The sequence below is a fragment of the Bradyrhizobium genosp. A genome (genome assembly GCF_049949275.1).
Lineage (GTDB): Bacteria > Pseudomonadota > Alphaproteobacteria > Rhizobiales > Xanthobacteraceae > Bradyrhizobium.
The window spans coordinates 676,126-689,675 of sequence record NZ_CP188196.1 but is presented as its reverse complement, the minus strand read 5'-3'; the positions used below and the strand labels follow the sequence as shown (position 1 = coordinate 689,675).

Here is a 13,550-nt window from a genome sequence, read left to right as displayed (position 1 = left end):
GAATCGGAACGGGGCTCTGGATTCTGGTTTTGACGCGTTTTCTTGACGCGAACCGGTATCCACTTCGCTCGAAAACGCTCCAATGTTCCGTCCGTCTGCATCAATGCCTCGCTCACATCTTCTTCCAGTCGCCGATCTGCTCGAAGGCGTGCGCGGCGCGGTAGATGGTGGATTCCTCGAACATCCGGCCGACCAGCATCAGCCCGACGGGCAGGCCGTCGACCATGCCGCAGGGCAGCGACATCGCGGGATGATGGGTGATGTCGAACGGCGCAGTGTTGGAGATCATCTCCAGCGCGCGCGCGACGTAATCTTCGCGGCTCGCGGTCGGCTCCGGCAGCTTGGTCGCCTTCATCGGCGTCGTCGGCAGCAGCAGCAGGTCGTAATCCCCAAACGCCTTGTCATAGGCCGCGGTCAGGCGCCGGGAGATATTGAGCGCCTTGCCGTAGTAGCGGGGACCGAAGGCGTTGTTGATGTAGGTGCCCAGCAGCAGAAACAGCTTTGTGGTCTCGGACAGGGAGTCCGCCTGCCGGCGCCAGCCGCGGTGGAAATCCATCAGCGTGGTCGAGTAGAGGTCACCGCGGGACAGGCCGTAGCCGTCGCCATACATCATGGTCTGGGTCATGCCCTCGGTGCCGATCGGCGTCCAGATCGCAGGGCCGACGAGATGCATGGGGATCGACACGGTCTCGACGGTTGCACCGAGATCCTTGAAGCGCTTGGCCGCCTCACGCACGCTTTCGTTGACGGCGGCCTCCGCAGTCACCTGCTCAAAGCCTTCCTTCAAAATGCCGATCTTCATGCCCTTGACGCCCTGACCGAGCGCCTTGGTGTATTCCTCGACCTTCGGTGCCTTGATGCGGGGATCGTAACCGTCGTCGCCGGCGAGCACTTCGAGCAGCAGCGCGTTGTCGGCGACGGTCGCCGTCATCGGGCCGGTGTGATCGACAAAAATCTCGATCGGCATGATGCCGGTATAGGGCACGAGGCCCCAGGTCGGCTTCATGCCGTAGGTGCCGCAGAACGAGGACGGCATGCGGATCGAGCCGCCTTGGTCGCCGCCGATCGCCATGTCGACTTCGCCCAGCGCGACGACGACACCGCTGCCCGAGGACGAGCCACCGGCCGAATAGCCCATCTTGTGGGGATTATGGACCGCGCCAACCGCGTTGGTGTGGCTGCCGCCGGACATGCAGAAGGATTCGCAATGCACCTTGCCGGCGATCTCGGCACCGGCATCGAGCATGCGCGTGACGATGGTGGCGTCGAAATCGGGAACATAGCCTTCGAGCGTGGTCGAGCCGTTCATCATGGGCACGCCGGCGAGCATGATGTTGTCTTTCAGCGCGACGGTCTTGCCCTTGAGCTTGCCGCTGGCGGCGCCCTTGACCGTCGATTTGCGGTACCAGGCGTTGCGGGGGTTCTCTTCCGCCGACGGCCGATAGCCCGGCGTGCGTGGATATTTGACCTCCGGCACCTCGTCCGGCATCGCGCCGACGAGGTTGTAGGCATCGATCGAGCCCTGCATCAGGCCGCGAAACGAGGCGACGTCATCGTCGGTCAGTGCGAGGCCGCACTGCTCGGCGACGCTGCGAAGTTGGGCTGGCGTGGGAAGGACAACTGTCACGGCGCTCTCCTGAAGTTTCTTGAAACGATCCCTTGAAACGCTCTTTCGGAACGTTGGGCGTGGCCGCCCCGGCACGACGCACGCACCACCGGCCTCGCTGAAACATTCAAAACGGAAATATTTTCCTTTTCAAGTATTATTTTGCAATGGCGGACACATCGATTGCCCCACGTGTCAGATCGGCTTGATCAGCTTGAAGTCGAGACCATCGGCCGCGGCGAGATGCATCGGCATCCGCGCGTGCCCGTTGCGGACGGTGACCGGTCCGCGGGCGCCGCTGTAGACGATGTTGCGGCCGGCAGTGAGCATCGGCTCCAACGCCAATGTGCCGGCCTTGTTGGCGACCGCTTCGAGAAAGCGCAGGCCCTCGTAGCCGGACTGTCCGACCGAGCCGATCGGCGGCGCATTCGGCCCGAACATCGCGCGATAGCGGCTCTGGAAGTCGTCATTGGCGCGCGCGCCGGTGCCGGTGAAATAGCCGGAGGCGCAGAACATGTTCTCGCTGTTGTCGGCGCCGATGCCGAGCAGCACGGTCTCGTCCATGGCGCCTGCAAGCCGCAGCGTGGTGGCGCCCAGGCCGCATTCGCCGAACGCGCGATTAAACGTACTACTGTCGGTGCCAATCAGCGAGATCAACACGACGTCCGGCCTCGCGGCACGGATACGCGCCAGATGCGGCTCGTGATTGTCCTCGCCGAGAGGGACGAACTCCTCGCCGACGACGTGGCCGCCGGTTTCCTTGATGTAGTTTTTCACGGCGCGGTGCGATTGCCAGGGCCAGACGTAATCGCTGCCGATCAGGTACCAGCGCGACGCCTTCTTGACGTCCGCGAGCCAGTGGATCGACGGCCGACTCTGCCAGCGCGGAGTCTCGCCGATCGCCATGACACCGGGTGTGCGCTCGCCGCCTTCATAGACCGGGGTATAAATATAGGGGATGCGATGACGCGTGGTGACGTCGCGCAGGCCGACGCGGACGGCGCTGGTGTGCAAGCCCACGATGAGATCGACCTCGTCGAAGGCGATCGCCTGTTCGGCGCGGTCCAGCACCTCATCGAGCGGGCCGCCGGCGTCGTAGATGGAAAGCTCGACCTCGCGGCCGAGAATGCCGCCGCGCTTGTTGATCTCGGCGACGGCGAGCTGCGCACTGTTGGTCGCGCAGGGACCCCAGACGCCGGGAGATCCCGTGCAGCAAATGAAGCCGCCGACGCGCAGCTTGTTCGCGCCGCGTCGCTTGAAGAAGGCGTGATCGCTCGGCGACAGCGCGCCATCAGCCGCCGATGACGACAGATTCCTGAACAGCAGGGACGGCGGCAACGCCGGACCGCCGTGAGCCGGGAAGTTTACCGTCGCGCGCACGCCAACTCCTGTCTGGCACCAGACCTGAAAGCACATTGAGCAGGCGGCCGCGGCATCCGCCCTTTTGTTGTGCAATCATTCTATTTTGAAAATATTGAATATTCAAGAATTGAAGTGCATATAGAAGCAGCATTGATTGCAAGACATTCACTCATTTGGGTCAAGACGAAGTCTTAGCCGTGGCAAAATCCAACGCTCCCATCACCGAACACCTCGCTTATCTGCTCGCGCAAGCCAACCGGGAGATCAACCGGCAGCTCGAACTGCGCCTCAGCAAGGAGGGGGTTCCCGTCGAGCAATGGCGCATCCTGAAGGTGCTGTCGGACGGCGATGGCCATTCGATGGGCGAGCTTGCCGACGCCGTGCTGCTCAACCATCCGACCCTGACCAAGATGATCGACCGCATGGTCTCCGACACGCTGGTCTATCGCGTGCAGGACCCGAACGACCGCCGCAAGGTTTTGATGTTCATCTCCGACCGCGGCAAGGTGCTGTGCAAGAAGCTCAACTCGCTCGCGGTGGACCAGGAGGAGCACATCCTGGAGAGCTATGGTGACAAGTCGACGAGCGAGTTGAAGCGGCTCTTGGAGAGCTTGATCGACAGCTCGAATTGAGGGGCTGGTTACCGCATTTTCTCAACACGTCGCGGACAAGCGCAGCGCAGAATCCGGACCCCATTGCCACACGCACAACTGTCATCGCCCGATTTAATCGGGCGATCCAGTATTCCAGAGACGTTTGATTGAACCGATAGGCCGCAGCGTACTGGGTCGCCCGGTCAAGCCGGGCAACGACAGGGGAAGATGAGGCGCCGGCATTGCGCCTCACCGATAATTCAGGCCTTACGCGTACCGCCCGTGGCAGTGCTTGTACTTCTTCCCTGAGCCGCAGGGGCAGTCTTCGTTGCGGCCGACCTTGCCCCAGCTTGCCGGTTTTTTGGGATCGCGCAGCGCTGCGTCGGTGGCCTGCGGGGCGAGCGTGACGCTGGCAAGCGCCATCTCGTCTTCGCCGGTATCGGGGTTGAGCTTGTGCGCTTCCATCGCGGGCAGCATCGGCGCTTCCTGCTCCGGCGGGACGATCTCGACGCGCATCAGTTGCGCGGTGACGGCTTCGCGCAGATGCGCGCTCATCTCCTGGAAGAGGTTGAAGGCCTCGGTCTTGTACTCCTGCAACGGATCGCGCTGGCCGTAGCCGCGCAGGCCAATGACCTGGCGCAGATGGTCGAGCATGATCAGGTGCTCGCGCCAGAGATGGTCGAGCGTCTGCAGCAGGATGGTCTTCTCGACGTAACGCATCACGTCGGGACCCCATTGCCCGACCTTGGCCGCCATGTGCTCGTCGGCGCGGGTCTCGATGCGCTTGAGCAGCTCCTCGTCGGCGATGCCCTCTTCCTTGGCCCAGTCGTCGACCGGCAGGTCGAGATCGAGCACGCGCTTCAGCTCTTCCTTCAGGCCGGCGACATCCCACTGCTCGGCATAGGCATGCTCGGGCACGTGCTTGGCGACGAGGTCATCGATGAAGGCATGGCGCATGTCGGTGACGGTCTCGGCGACGCTGTCGTCCTTCATCAGGTCGACGCGCTGATCGAAGATCACCTTGCGCTGGTCGTTCTGGACGTTGTCGAACTTGAGCAGGTTCTTGCGGATGTCGAAGTTGCGCGCCTCGACCTTCTGCTGCGCCTTCTCCAAGGCCTTGTTGATCCAGGGATGGATGATGGCCTCGCCCTCTTGCAGGCCGAGACGCTGGAGCATGCTGTCGAGACGATCCGAGCCGAAGATGCGCATCAGATCGTCTTCCAGCGACAGGAAGAACTTTGAGCGGCCGGGGTCACCCTGACGGCCGGAACGGCCGCGGAGCTGGTTGTCGATGCGGCGGGATTCGTGCCGCTCGGAGCCCATGATGTAGAGGCCGCCGGGCTTGGTCACCGTCTTGGCGGGCTTGGAGCCCTTGGCCGGCTCGATCTCCACGATCTCTTCCGCCTTGAGCACGATGTCGCGGAAACGCTCGACGTCGGCCTTGATCTGCTCGACTTTCTTGGCCTTCTCGGCCTCGTCCTCGATGCCCGCAGTCTCCTTCGGGATGCGCATCTCGAGCGAGCCGCCGAGCTTGATGTCGGTACCGCGGCCGGCCATGTTGGTCGCGATCGTGATCGCGCCGGGCACGCCGGCTTCAGCGACGATATAGGCCTCCTGCTCGTGGAAGCGCGCGTTCAGCACCGCGAACAGCTTGGCCGGCTTGCCGGCGCGGGCCGCGGCATAGAGCTTGTCGAGCGCGTTCTCCTTGCCGAAGTCGATCTGCTTGTAGCCGTTTGATTTAAGGAATTCGGCAAGCACTTCCGATTTCTCGATCGACGCGGTGCCGACCAGCACCGGCTGGAGCCGGGCGTTCGCCCGCTCGATCTCGGCGAGGATGGCCTGGTATTTTTCTTTCTGGGTGCGATAGACCTCGTCGTCCTCGTCGAGGCGGCCGACCGGCACGTTGGTCGGGATTTCGACGACCTCGAGCTTGTAGATGTCAAAGAGTTCATCGGCTTCGGTCAACGCCGTGCCGGTCATGCCGGCGAGCTTTTCATACATCCGGAAATAATTCTGGAAGGTGATCGAGGCCAGCGTCTGGTTTTCCGGCTGAACCTGCACATGCTCCTTCGCTTCCAGCGCCTGATGCAGGCCTTCGGAATAGCGGCGGCCGGCCATCATGCGTCCGGTGAACTCGTCGATGATCACGACCTCGTCCTCGCGGACGATATAGTCCTTGTCGCGGGTGAACAGCGTGTGGGCGCGCAGCGCCTGATTGATGTGGTGCACGACCGAGACGTTCTCGACGTCGTAGAGCGACTCGCCCTTGAGCTGGCCAGCGTCGCGCAGCAGTGTCTCGATCTTTTCCATGCCGGCTTCGGTGAGCGTCACCGTGCGCTGCTTCTCGTCGACCTCGTAGTCGGTCTTGTCGAGCTTGGGCAGGAAGCCGTCGATGGTGTTGTAGAAGTCCGAGCGGTCGTCGAGCGGGCCGGAGATGATCAGCGGCGTACGCGCCTCGTCGATCAGGATGGAGTCGACTTCGTCGACGATCGCGTAGAAATGCGGCCGCTGGACCATGTCTTCCAGACGGTACTTCATGTTGTCGCGCAGATAATCGAAGCCGTATTCGTTGTTGGTGCCGTAGGTGATGTCGCAGGCATAGGCCGCCTTGCGCTCGGAATCGTCGAGGCCGTGGACGATCACGCCCGTGGTCATGCCGAGGAAACCGTAGATCTGGCCCATCCAGGCGGAATCGCGGCGAGCAAGGTAGTCGTTGACGGTGACGACGTGGATGCCCTTGCCGGCGAGCGCATTGAGATAGACCGCAAGCGTCGCGACCAGCGTCTTGCCTTCGCCGGTCTTCATCTCGGCGATGTCGCCTTCGTGAAGCACCATGCCGCCGATCAGCTGGACGTCGAAATGGCGCTGGCCGAGCGTGCGCTTGGCGGCCTCGCGCACGGTGGCGAAGGCGGGCACCAGCAGGTCGTCGAGCGTCTTGCCCTCGGCGAGCTGCTTCCTGAACTCGACCGTGCGGGCCTTGAGCGCCTCGTCGGAGAGTTTTGAGACCTCGGCCTCCAGCGCGTTGATTGCGCTGACGCGGGACTGATATCCCTTCACCCGCCGGTCGTTGGAGGAGCCGAAAAACTTGCGGGCGAGCGCGCCGATCATGACTAGTTCCTGTGTTCGCGATTTAACCGCGTTGCAGCCAAAAGGTTGTCACCCGCTTGCCTATCAACACACCGTGACGCCTGATGGCGCCAGAGCCCGGACTGCGGGGATCATCCGCCATATGGGTGGGAATTGGGCAAGTCAGGGTTCAACGGCCAAAAACGCAGCAAAATAAACGCCATCGCCATGGTCGCGACCGGGCAGAGATATGGCCCGGTCAGGGCCTTGTCAACGGCGGGCGCATTGCGGCCAATTCATCATTTTGACAGACTTTTCGCGTTGCCAAGCCCCCCTGAATTGGGCGAGTGTCCGCCCCGCTTAAGCAGCCCCTGCTTCAACATAAGGATTTTGCATGACCACCTCGTTCCCGGTAACCACCGGCCAGCGTTTCCGCCACGCGTCCGCCCTGGCTGGCTGCTTTGCCCTGGCGCTGTCCCTGGCGGTCGCCGGCCCGCTCCGGGCCGCCGACGATCCCGTTCTGGCCAAGGTCAATGGCGCTGACATCAAGAAGAGCGACGTCGCCATGGCCGAGGAGGAGCTCGGACCGAGCCTTGCCCAGATGGATCCGGCGACCAAGGACGAGAACGTCCTGTCGTTCCTGATCGACATGAAGATCGTGGCCAAGGCTGCCGAGGACAAGAAGGTCGCGGACGGCGAGGAATTCAAGAAGCGGATGGCGTTCGCCCGCAACCGCCTGCTGATGGACAGCCTGCTCGCCCAGGAAGGCAAGGCCGCAACCAACGACGACGCCATGAAGAAGGTCTATGAGGAGGCCTCCAAGCAGATCACTGGCGAGCAGGAAGTGCGCGCCCGCCACATCCTGGTCGAGACCGAGGACGAGGCCAAGGCGGTGAAGGCCGAGCTCGACAAGGGCGCGGATTTCGCCGAGCTGGCCAAGAAGAAGTCCAAGGATCCGGGCTCCGCCGACGGCGGCGATCTCGGCTTCTTCACCAAGGAGCAGATGGTACCCGAATTTTCGACCGTCGCGTTCGCGCTCGAGCCGGGCAAGATCTCCGATCCCGTGAAGTCGCAGTTCGGCTGGCACATCATCAAGGTCGAGGAAAAGCGCAACCGCAAGGCGCCCGAGTTCGACCAGGTCAAGGCCCAGATCGAGCAGTACGTCACCCGCAAAGCCCAGGCCGACTACGTCGCCAAGCTGCGCGCCGAAGCCAAGGTCGAGCGGACGGCCGACGCGTCGAAGGACGCCAAGCCTGCCGATGCCAAGCCTGCCGATGCCAAGCCTTCCGATGCCAAGCCTTCCGATGCCAAGCCTGCCGACAGCAAGATGGCGCCGCCCGCCAAGAAGTAAGAATTTGCTGTCACTTCGGTGACGCCAAGAGTATCTAAGCATCGCAATGGCCGGGCCTAAAGTGCGCAGCACGTCTTCGCACTGGAGGCCCGGCCATCTGCATATCCAGACCTCATCAAGGCACAAGCGATGTCCTCAACCGTCTCCCCGCTCGCCCCGAAGAACGTTCCCGACATGCCCGTGATCGCGGGCGTCCGCCTCGCGACGGCCGAGGCCGGCATCCGCTACAAGAACCGCACCGACGTGCTGCTGGCGATCATGGACAAGGGCACGGCGGTCGCCGGCGTCTTCACCAAGTCGAAGTGCCCGTCCGCGCCGGTCGAATGGTGCCGGGCAAAACTGAAGGGCGGCAAGGCCCGCGCGCTGGTGGTCAATTCCGGCAATGCCAACGCCTTCACCGGCAAGACCGGCCGCGGCTCCACCGCCCTGACCGCGAAGATCGCGGCCAAGGCCGTCGGCTGCAGCGAGAGCGAGATCTTTCTGGCCTCGACCGGCGTGATCGGCGAGCCGCTGGATGCGACCAAGTTCGACGGCGTGCTGGGCCGCCTCGCCGAGACCGCCGAAGCAGGCGATTACCTCGCCGCCGCCAAGGCGATCATGACCACCGACACCTTCCCCAAGGTCGCGACCGCGACCGTGAAGCTCGGCAAGGCCAAGGTCACCATCAACGGCATGGCCAAGGGCGCCGGCATGATCGCCCCCGACATGGCGACGATGCTGTCCTTCATCTTCACCGACGCGCCGATCGCGCCCGCCGCGCTCCAGGCGCTGCTCAAGGCCGGCGTCGAGGACACCTTTAACGCGGTCACGATCGACGGCGACACCTCGACCTCGGACACGCTGCTGGCGTTTGCGACCGGTGCCGCTGCCGAGCATGGCGCGCCAAAGATCAGCCGCGCCAGCGATCCGCGCCTGAAGGCCTTCACCAAGGCCTTCAACCAGATCCTCGCCAATCTCTCCGAGCAGGTCGCCCGCGACGGCGAAGGCGCCCGCAAGCTGGTCGAGATCACTGTCGAGGGCGCCAAGACCAAGGCCTCCGCTCGCAAGATCGCCATGTCGATTGCCAACTCGCCGCTGGTGAAAACCGCGATCGCGGGCGAGGACGCCAATTGGGGCCGCGTGGTGATGGCGGTCGGCAAGGCCGGTGAGCCCGCCGATCGCGACAAGCTGTCGATCGCCTTCAACGGCATCCGCGTTGCCAAGAGCGGCGCGCGCGATCCCGACTACGACGAGGCGCAAGTGTCGGAGGCGATGAAGGCTCCGGAGATCGCGATCAAGGTCTCGCTCGGCCTCGGCAAGGGCCGCGACCGCGTGCTGACCTGCGACCTCACCAAGGAATATGTCGCGATCAACGGTGATTACAGGTCGTAGCTCAAAGCCAATGACCGATCTCAAACTGACATTGGTAGTGGCGTGCGCGCTCGTCGACGCCGACAAGCGCGTGCTGATCGCGCAGCGTCCCGAAGGCAAGACGCTGGCTGGACTCTGGGAATTTCCCGGCGGCAAGTGTGAGCCCGGCGAGCGGCCGGAGCAGAGCCTGATCCGCGAGCTCAGCGAGGAGCTCGGCATCACTGTCGCCGAGCCCTGCCTGGCGCCGCTGACCTTTGCGAGCTACGGCTACGAGACCTTTCATCTCTTGATGCCGCTCTATATCTGCCGGCGGTGGGAGGGCCAGGTCACGGCACGCGAGGGCCAGAACCTCGCCTGGGTCCGCGCCAACAAGCTACGCGACTATCCGATGCCGCCCGCGGACATTCCGCTGATCCCGCATTTGATTGATTTGCTGATCTGAGGCTTGCCTGCCCCGGACGCAGCGCAGCGCTTCTTCAGCGGTGCGCTGCAGAGCCGGGGCCCATGGTAGCCGCAGACTGGGTCCCGGCTCTGCGCAGCAGCGTAAGAACGCTGCAGCGCGTCCGGGACACGCGTCACTCCTTCCCAGCCTTCTTCACCGCCTCCGCCAGGCTCGCCTTGGCCGAGCCCGGCTTCAGCGGCTGCTGCTGGCTTGCATGCGGGGCCCAGCCGGAGAGCCAGATGATGTCGAAGGTCGCGCGGATGCGGCCATCGGCATCGGCAAAACGCTCGGCATAGATTTCGGCCATGCGCAGCAGCGTCGCGCGCCGGCTCGGCGCACGCCGCCGCTCGATCAGCACATTGGCCGCGCCCATGCGGCGGAGATCCTGCATCAGCGCGAACGCGTTGCCATAGCGCACCACGACGCGATCGACGTCGGTGACCGGCAGCGCAAATCCAGCCCGCTGCAACAGCGCGCCGATGTCGCGCAGATCGGCGAACGGTGCCACCCGCGGCGAAACACCGGCTTCGCATTCGGCCTCCGCCGCGGCAAAAGCCTGGCGCAGCTCGGTCAGGCTGTCGCCGCCAATCATCGCGGCGAGCAGCAGCCCGTCCGGCTTCAGCGCACGGCGAACCTGCGCGAGTACGCCGGGAAGATCGTTGACGAATTGCAGCGCCAGCGCGGAAACGACGAGATCGAGGCTTTCCGGCGCGAGGGGCAATTTCTCCGAGCCCGCTGCATCGAGCGCGATCCGTTCGATGGACGGCAGTCGCGTGCGCAGCGCGGCAAGTCCCTCACCGGGCGTCCAGAGATCGACTGGCGCGTGAAATTCGCGCATCACCGCGGCCAGCCGGTCGGACATGTCCTCGGCGACCCGATCGAGCAGGAAGGAGGCCGGCCCCTGCGCCAGCGCACGCTGCTGCCGCGCGTGCAGGAGAGCACGATCAAACAAGGCGGGCGGGGTCTGCGGGTTCTGAGCCATGCCGCTGGTTACGCCGATCATGACAGTTCTGGCAATCACCTCTCTCTTGTCCCGGGCGCGGTGCGGCACGCAGTGACGCTCCGCAGAACCGGGACCCAGAGCCATCGCCGTACGATGCGGTGAGATGGGCCCCGGCTCTGCAGCGCACCGCCGAAGTGGCGCTGCGCTGCGTCCGGGGCACGAGAGCGTGGCTTGAGCGGATTGGCGCGGAACGCTAGCCTCCCCTCATGGACGCCAACGCCGCACCCACCCGCTCGATCGCCGCACCCTTGCGTGCCGCATGGACGGCCGGCCGCCATGTGCTGTCGCGCGCGGCGCGGCTCGCGCTCGACATTGCGCTGCCGACCTTGTGCGTGTCCTGTCGCGAGCCGGTCGACGGTGAAGGCGTTTGCGCGGCCTGCTGGTCGCAGCTGTCCTTCATCGAGCGGCCTTACTGCCCGCGGCTCGGCATCCCCTTCGTCTATGATCCCGGTCCCGACATGCTGTCGATGGAGGCGATCGCGAGTCCGCCCGCCTACCAGCGGGCACGCGCGGCGGTGCGCTACGACGACGTCGCGCGCACGCTGGTGCATGCGCTGAAATACCAGGACCGCACTGATCTGGCGCCCGCCATGGGCCGCTGGATGGCGCGCGCGGGCGGCGAACTGCTTGCCGGCGCCGACATGCTGGTGCCCGTTCCCTTGCATTGGCGCCGGGCCTGGCGGCGACGCTACAACCAGTCCGGCGCGCTGGCGCATGTCATCGCGCGGCAGAGCGGGGTCAAGGTGAGAGCTGAGGTGCTGCGCCGGGTGCGTGCCACCGAGCAGCAGATCGGCCTGTCGCGGGCCCAGCGCGCCACCAATGTGCAGGGCGCATTCCAGGTATCCCCCGACCGTCAGGCCGAGGTCCAGGGCCGGCGCATCATCCTTGTCGATGATGTCCTGACCTCAGGTGCGACGCTGGATGCCTGCGCGCGCGCACTTCTGCGCGCCAAGGCGGCCCAGGTCGACGTGCTGGTCTTTGCCCGGGTTGTCGAGAGCCGGTAAACTCCCATATAATTCAACAAATTCATGACATGAGAGCGCTGGACGCCATGACCGCTGCTGTCGAGATCTACACTAGGCCGGGATGCGGCTATTGTTCCGCTGCCCGGTCGCTGCTGACCCGCAAGAAGGTGACCTTTAGGGAATTCGACGTCGCCCGGAACCCGTCCTGGCGCGAGGAGATGTACGACCGCGCCGGCGAGGGCTCGACCTTCCCGCAGATCTGGATCGGCGGAACCCATATCGGCGGCTGCGACGACCTCTACGCGCTCGATCGCGAAGGCAAGCTCGACGGCCTCCTCGAAAGCATCAAGGCGGTCTCATGAGCGACAACAGGACCTTCACCGCCGCCATGGTGCAGATGCGCACCGGGTTGATGCCCGAGCCGAGCCTCGCACAGGCAACAAAACTGATCCGGGAGGCGGCTGCCAAGGGCGCCGACTACGTGCAGACGCCCGAGGTCAGCAATATGATGCAGGTGAACCGCACGGCGCTGTTCGAGCACCTCCAGAGCGAGGAGGACGACACTTCGCTCAAGGTGTATCGCGCGCTCGCGGCCGAGCTGAAGATCCACATCCATGTCGGCTCGCTGGCGCTGCGCTTCTCGCCAGAGAAGGCCGTCAATCGCTCATTCCTGATCGGGCCCGAGGGCCAAGTGCTCGCGAGCTACGACAAGATCCACATGTTCGACATCGAGCTGCCGGACGGCGAGAGCTATCGCGAATCCGCCAACTACCAGCCGGGCGAAACCGCCGTGATCTCCGACCTGCCCTGGGGTCGCGTTGGCTTGACGATCTGCTACGACGTGCGCTTCCCCGCGCTCTACCGGGCGCTGGCCGAGAGCGGCGCGTCTTTCATCACCGTGCCGTCGGCCTTCACCCGCAAGACCGGCGAGGCGCACTGGCACATCCTGCTGCGGTCGCGCGCGATCGAAACCGGCTGCTTCATCTTCGCAGCTGCCCAGGCCGGCACCCACGAGAACAAGCGCGAGACCTATGGCCACTCCCTGATCATCGACCCCTGGGGCGAAATTCTCGCCGAGGGCGATGTGGAGCCCGGCATCATCATGGCCAAAATCGATCCGGCCAAGGTCGAGACCGCGCGCCGCGCGATCCCCTCGCTCCAGCACGGCCGCCGCTTCGGCGTCTCCGATCCAAAGGCCGGGCCGGATCATCTGCATCTGGTGCGGGGATCGGCATGATCCGCTACGCGCTCCACTGCGACCACGACCACCAATTCGAAAGCTGGTTCCAGAGTTCGTCGGCTTACGATTCGCAGGTGAAGCGCAAGCTCGTGACCTGCCCGATCTGCGGCTCCGCCAAGGTCGACAAGGCGATCATGGCGCCGCGCATCGTCGGCAAGAAGGGGCGCGGCCGCGCGACACCGCCGCCGGAGCCGGCCACGACAACTGCGCCCGAGGCTGCGCCGTCCGGATCGACCTCGCTGATGATGGCGCAGGAACGCGAGTTGCGCGCCAAGCTGAAAGAGCTGCGCGACCACATCGTCAAGAACGCCGACAATGTCGGCGAGCGGTTTGCGAACGAAGCCCGCGCGATGCATTACGGCGACAAGGAGCACCGCCCGATCTATGGCGAGGCCTCGCCCGACGAGGCAAAATCGCTGATCGACGAAGGTATCGAGGTCTCACCGCTGCCAACGCTGCCGGAAGACCGGAATTGAACCTTCCCATTCTTCGTCATGGCCGGGCTTGGCCCGGCCATCCACGTCTTTCTTACAGCATGAAGAACGTGGATGCCCGGGACAAGCCCGGGTATG

The 13,550-nt window shown here is 64.4% G+C and carries 12 protein-coding genes; 8 read left to right on the top strand and 4 right to left on the bottom strand.

Going from position 1 to position 13,550, the window contains the following annotated elements; genetic code table 11:
• Positions 1–112: 112 nt before the first annotated feature.
• Both ACP2YP_RS03120 and ACP2YP_RS03115 read right to left on the bottom strand, forming a co-directional pair.
• Positions 113–1,627 (bottom strand): amidase, encoded by a 1,515-nt coding sequence (locus tag ACP2YP_RS03120; protein ID WP_426422178.1) that lies wholly within the window; start codon positions 1,625–1,627, stop codon positions 113–115.
• Between the two features lie 174 nt (positions 1,628–1,801).
• On the bottom strand, positions 1,802–2,986 hold the full coding sequence (locus ACP2YP_RS03115; protein WP_426422177.1) for a substrate-binding domain-containing protein: 1,185 nt from the start codon (positions 2,984–2,986) through the stop codon (positions 1,802–1,804).
• A 179-nt stretch (positions 2,987–3,165) separates the two neighbouring features.
• Here ACP2YP_RS03115 and ACP2YP_RS03110 point away from each other — a divergent pair, with 179 nt between their 5' ends.
• On the top strand, positions 3,166–3,600 hold the full coding sequence (locus tag ACP2YP_RS03110) for a MarR family winged helix-turn-helix transcriptional regulator (protein WP_057747431.1): 435 nt from the start codon (positions 3,166–3,168) through the stop codon (positions 3,598–3,600).
• A gap of 228 nt (positions 3,601–3,828) precedes the next feature.
• Here ACP2YP_RS03110 and secA read toward each other — a convergent pair whose 3' ends face one another.
• Positions 3,829–6,669 carry a preprotein translocase subunit SecA gene (gene secA, locus ACP2YP_RS03105; RefSeq protein ID WP_426422176.1) on the bottom strand — a complete coding sequence of 947 codons (2,841 nt, stop codon included), beginning with the start codon at positions 6,667–6,669 and terminating at the stop codon, positions 3,829–3,831.
• 352 nt (positions 6,670–7,021) lie between these two features.
• On the opposite strand from secA, the gene ACP2YP_RS03100 reads away from it, so the two are divergent.
• The 3 genes from ACP2YP_RS03100 (at position 7,022) to ACP2YP_RS03090 (ending at position 9,770) form a co-directional block, all read left to right on the top strand.
• Positions 7,022–7,978: a peptidylprolyl isomerase gene (locus ACP2YP_RS03100; protein ID WP_426422175.1), complete on the top strand. Its 957-nt coding sequence runs from the start codon at positions 7,022–7,024 to the stop codon at positions 7,976–7,978.
• 129 nt (positions 7,979–8,107) lie between these two features.
• Positions 8,108–9,349 (top strand): bifunctional glutamate N-acetyltransferase/amino-acid acetyltransferase ArgJ, encoded by a 1,242-nt coding sequence (argJ, locus tag ACP2YP_RS03095; RefSeq protein ID WP_426422174.1) that lies wholly within the window; start codon positions 8,108–8,110, stop codon positions 9,347–9,349.
• A gap of 10 nt (positions 9,350–9,359) precedes the next feature.
• The gene (locus tag ACP2YP_RS03090; RefSeq protein WP_426422173.1) at positions 9,360–9,770 is read left to right on the top strand and encodes a (deoxy)nucleoside triphosphate pyrophosphohydrolase; all 411 of its coding nucleotides are present in this window, start codon (positions 9,360–9,362) and stop codon (positions 9,768–9,770) included.
• 133 nt (positions 9,771–9,903) lie between these two features.
• Here ACP2YP_RS03090 and ACP2YP_RS03085 read toward each other — a convergent pair whose 3' ends face one another.
• Complete coding sequence (locus ACP2YP_RS03085; protein ID WP_426422172.1) at positions 9,904–10,773, bottom strand: methyltransferase domain-containing protein; 870 nt, start codon at positions 10,771–10,773, stop codon at positions 9,904–9,906.
• A 206-nt stretch (positions 10,774–10,979) separates the two neighbouring features.
• On the opposite strand from ACP2YP_RS03085, the gene ACP2YP_RS03080 reads away from it, so the two are divergent.
• The 4 genes from ACP2YP_RS03080 to ACP2YP_RS03065 are packed head-to-tail and all read left to right on the top strand — an operon-like array spanning position 10,980 to position 13,454.
• Positions 10,980–11,777 (top strand): ComF family protein, encoded by a 798-nt coding sequence (locus ACP2YP_RS03080; RefSeq protein ID WP_426422171.1) that lies wholly within the window; start codon positions 10,980–10,982, stop codon positions 11,775–11,777.
• 47 nt (positions 11,778–11,824) lie between these two features.
• Entirely contained in the window at positions 11,825–12,100 is a 276-nt protein-coding gene (gene grxC, locus ACP2YP_RS03075; RefSeq protein WP_426422170.1) for a glutaredoxin 3, read from the top strand.
• Positions 12,097–12,975 carry a carbon-nitrogen hydrolase family protein gene (locus tag ACP2YP_RS03070; protein WP_426422169.1) on the top strand — a complete coding sequence of 293 codons (879 nt, stop codon included), beginning with the start codon at positions 12,097–12,099 and terminating at the stop codon, positions 12,973–12,975. Before grxC ends, ACP2YP_RS03070 begins: the two co-directional genes overlap by 4 nt.
• Positions 12,972–13,454, top strand: a complete 483-nt coding sequence (locus tag ACP2YP_RS03065; RefSeq protein ID WP_426422168.1) for a DUF1178 family protein — start codon at positions 12,972–12,974, stop codon at positions 13,452–13,454. The genes ACP2YP_RS03070 and ACP2YP_RS03065 overlap by 4 nt, the downstream gene beginning before the upstream one ends.
• Positions 13,455–13,550: the final 96 nt, after the last annotated feature.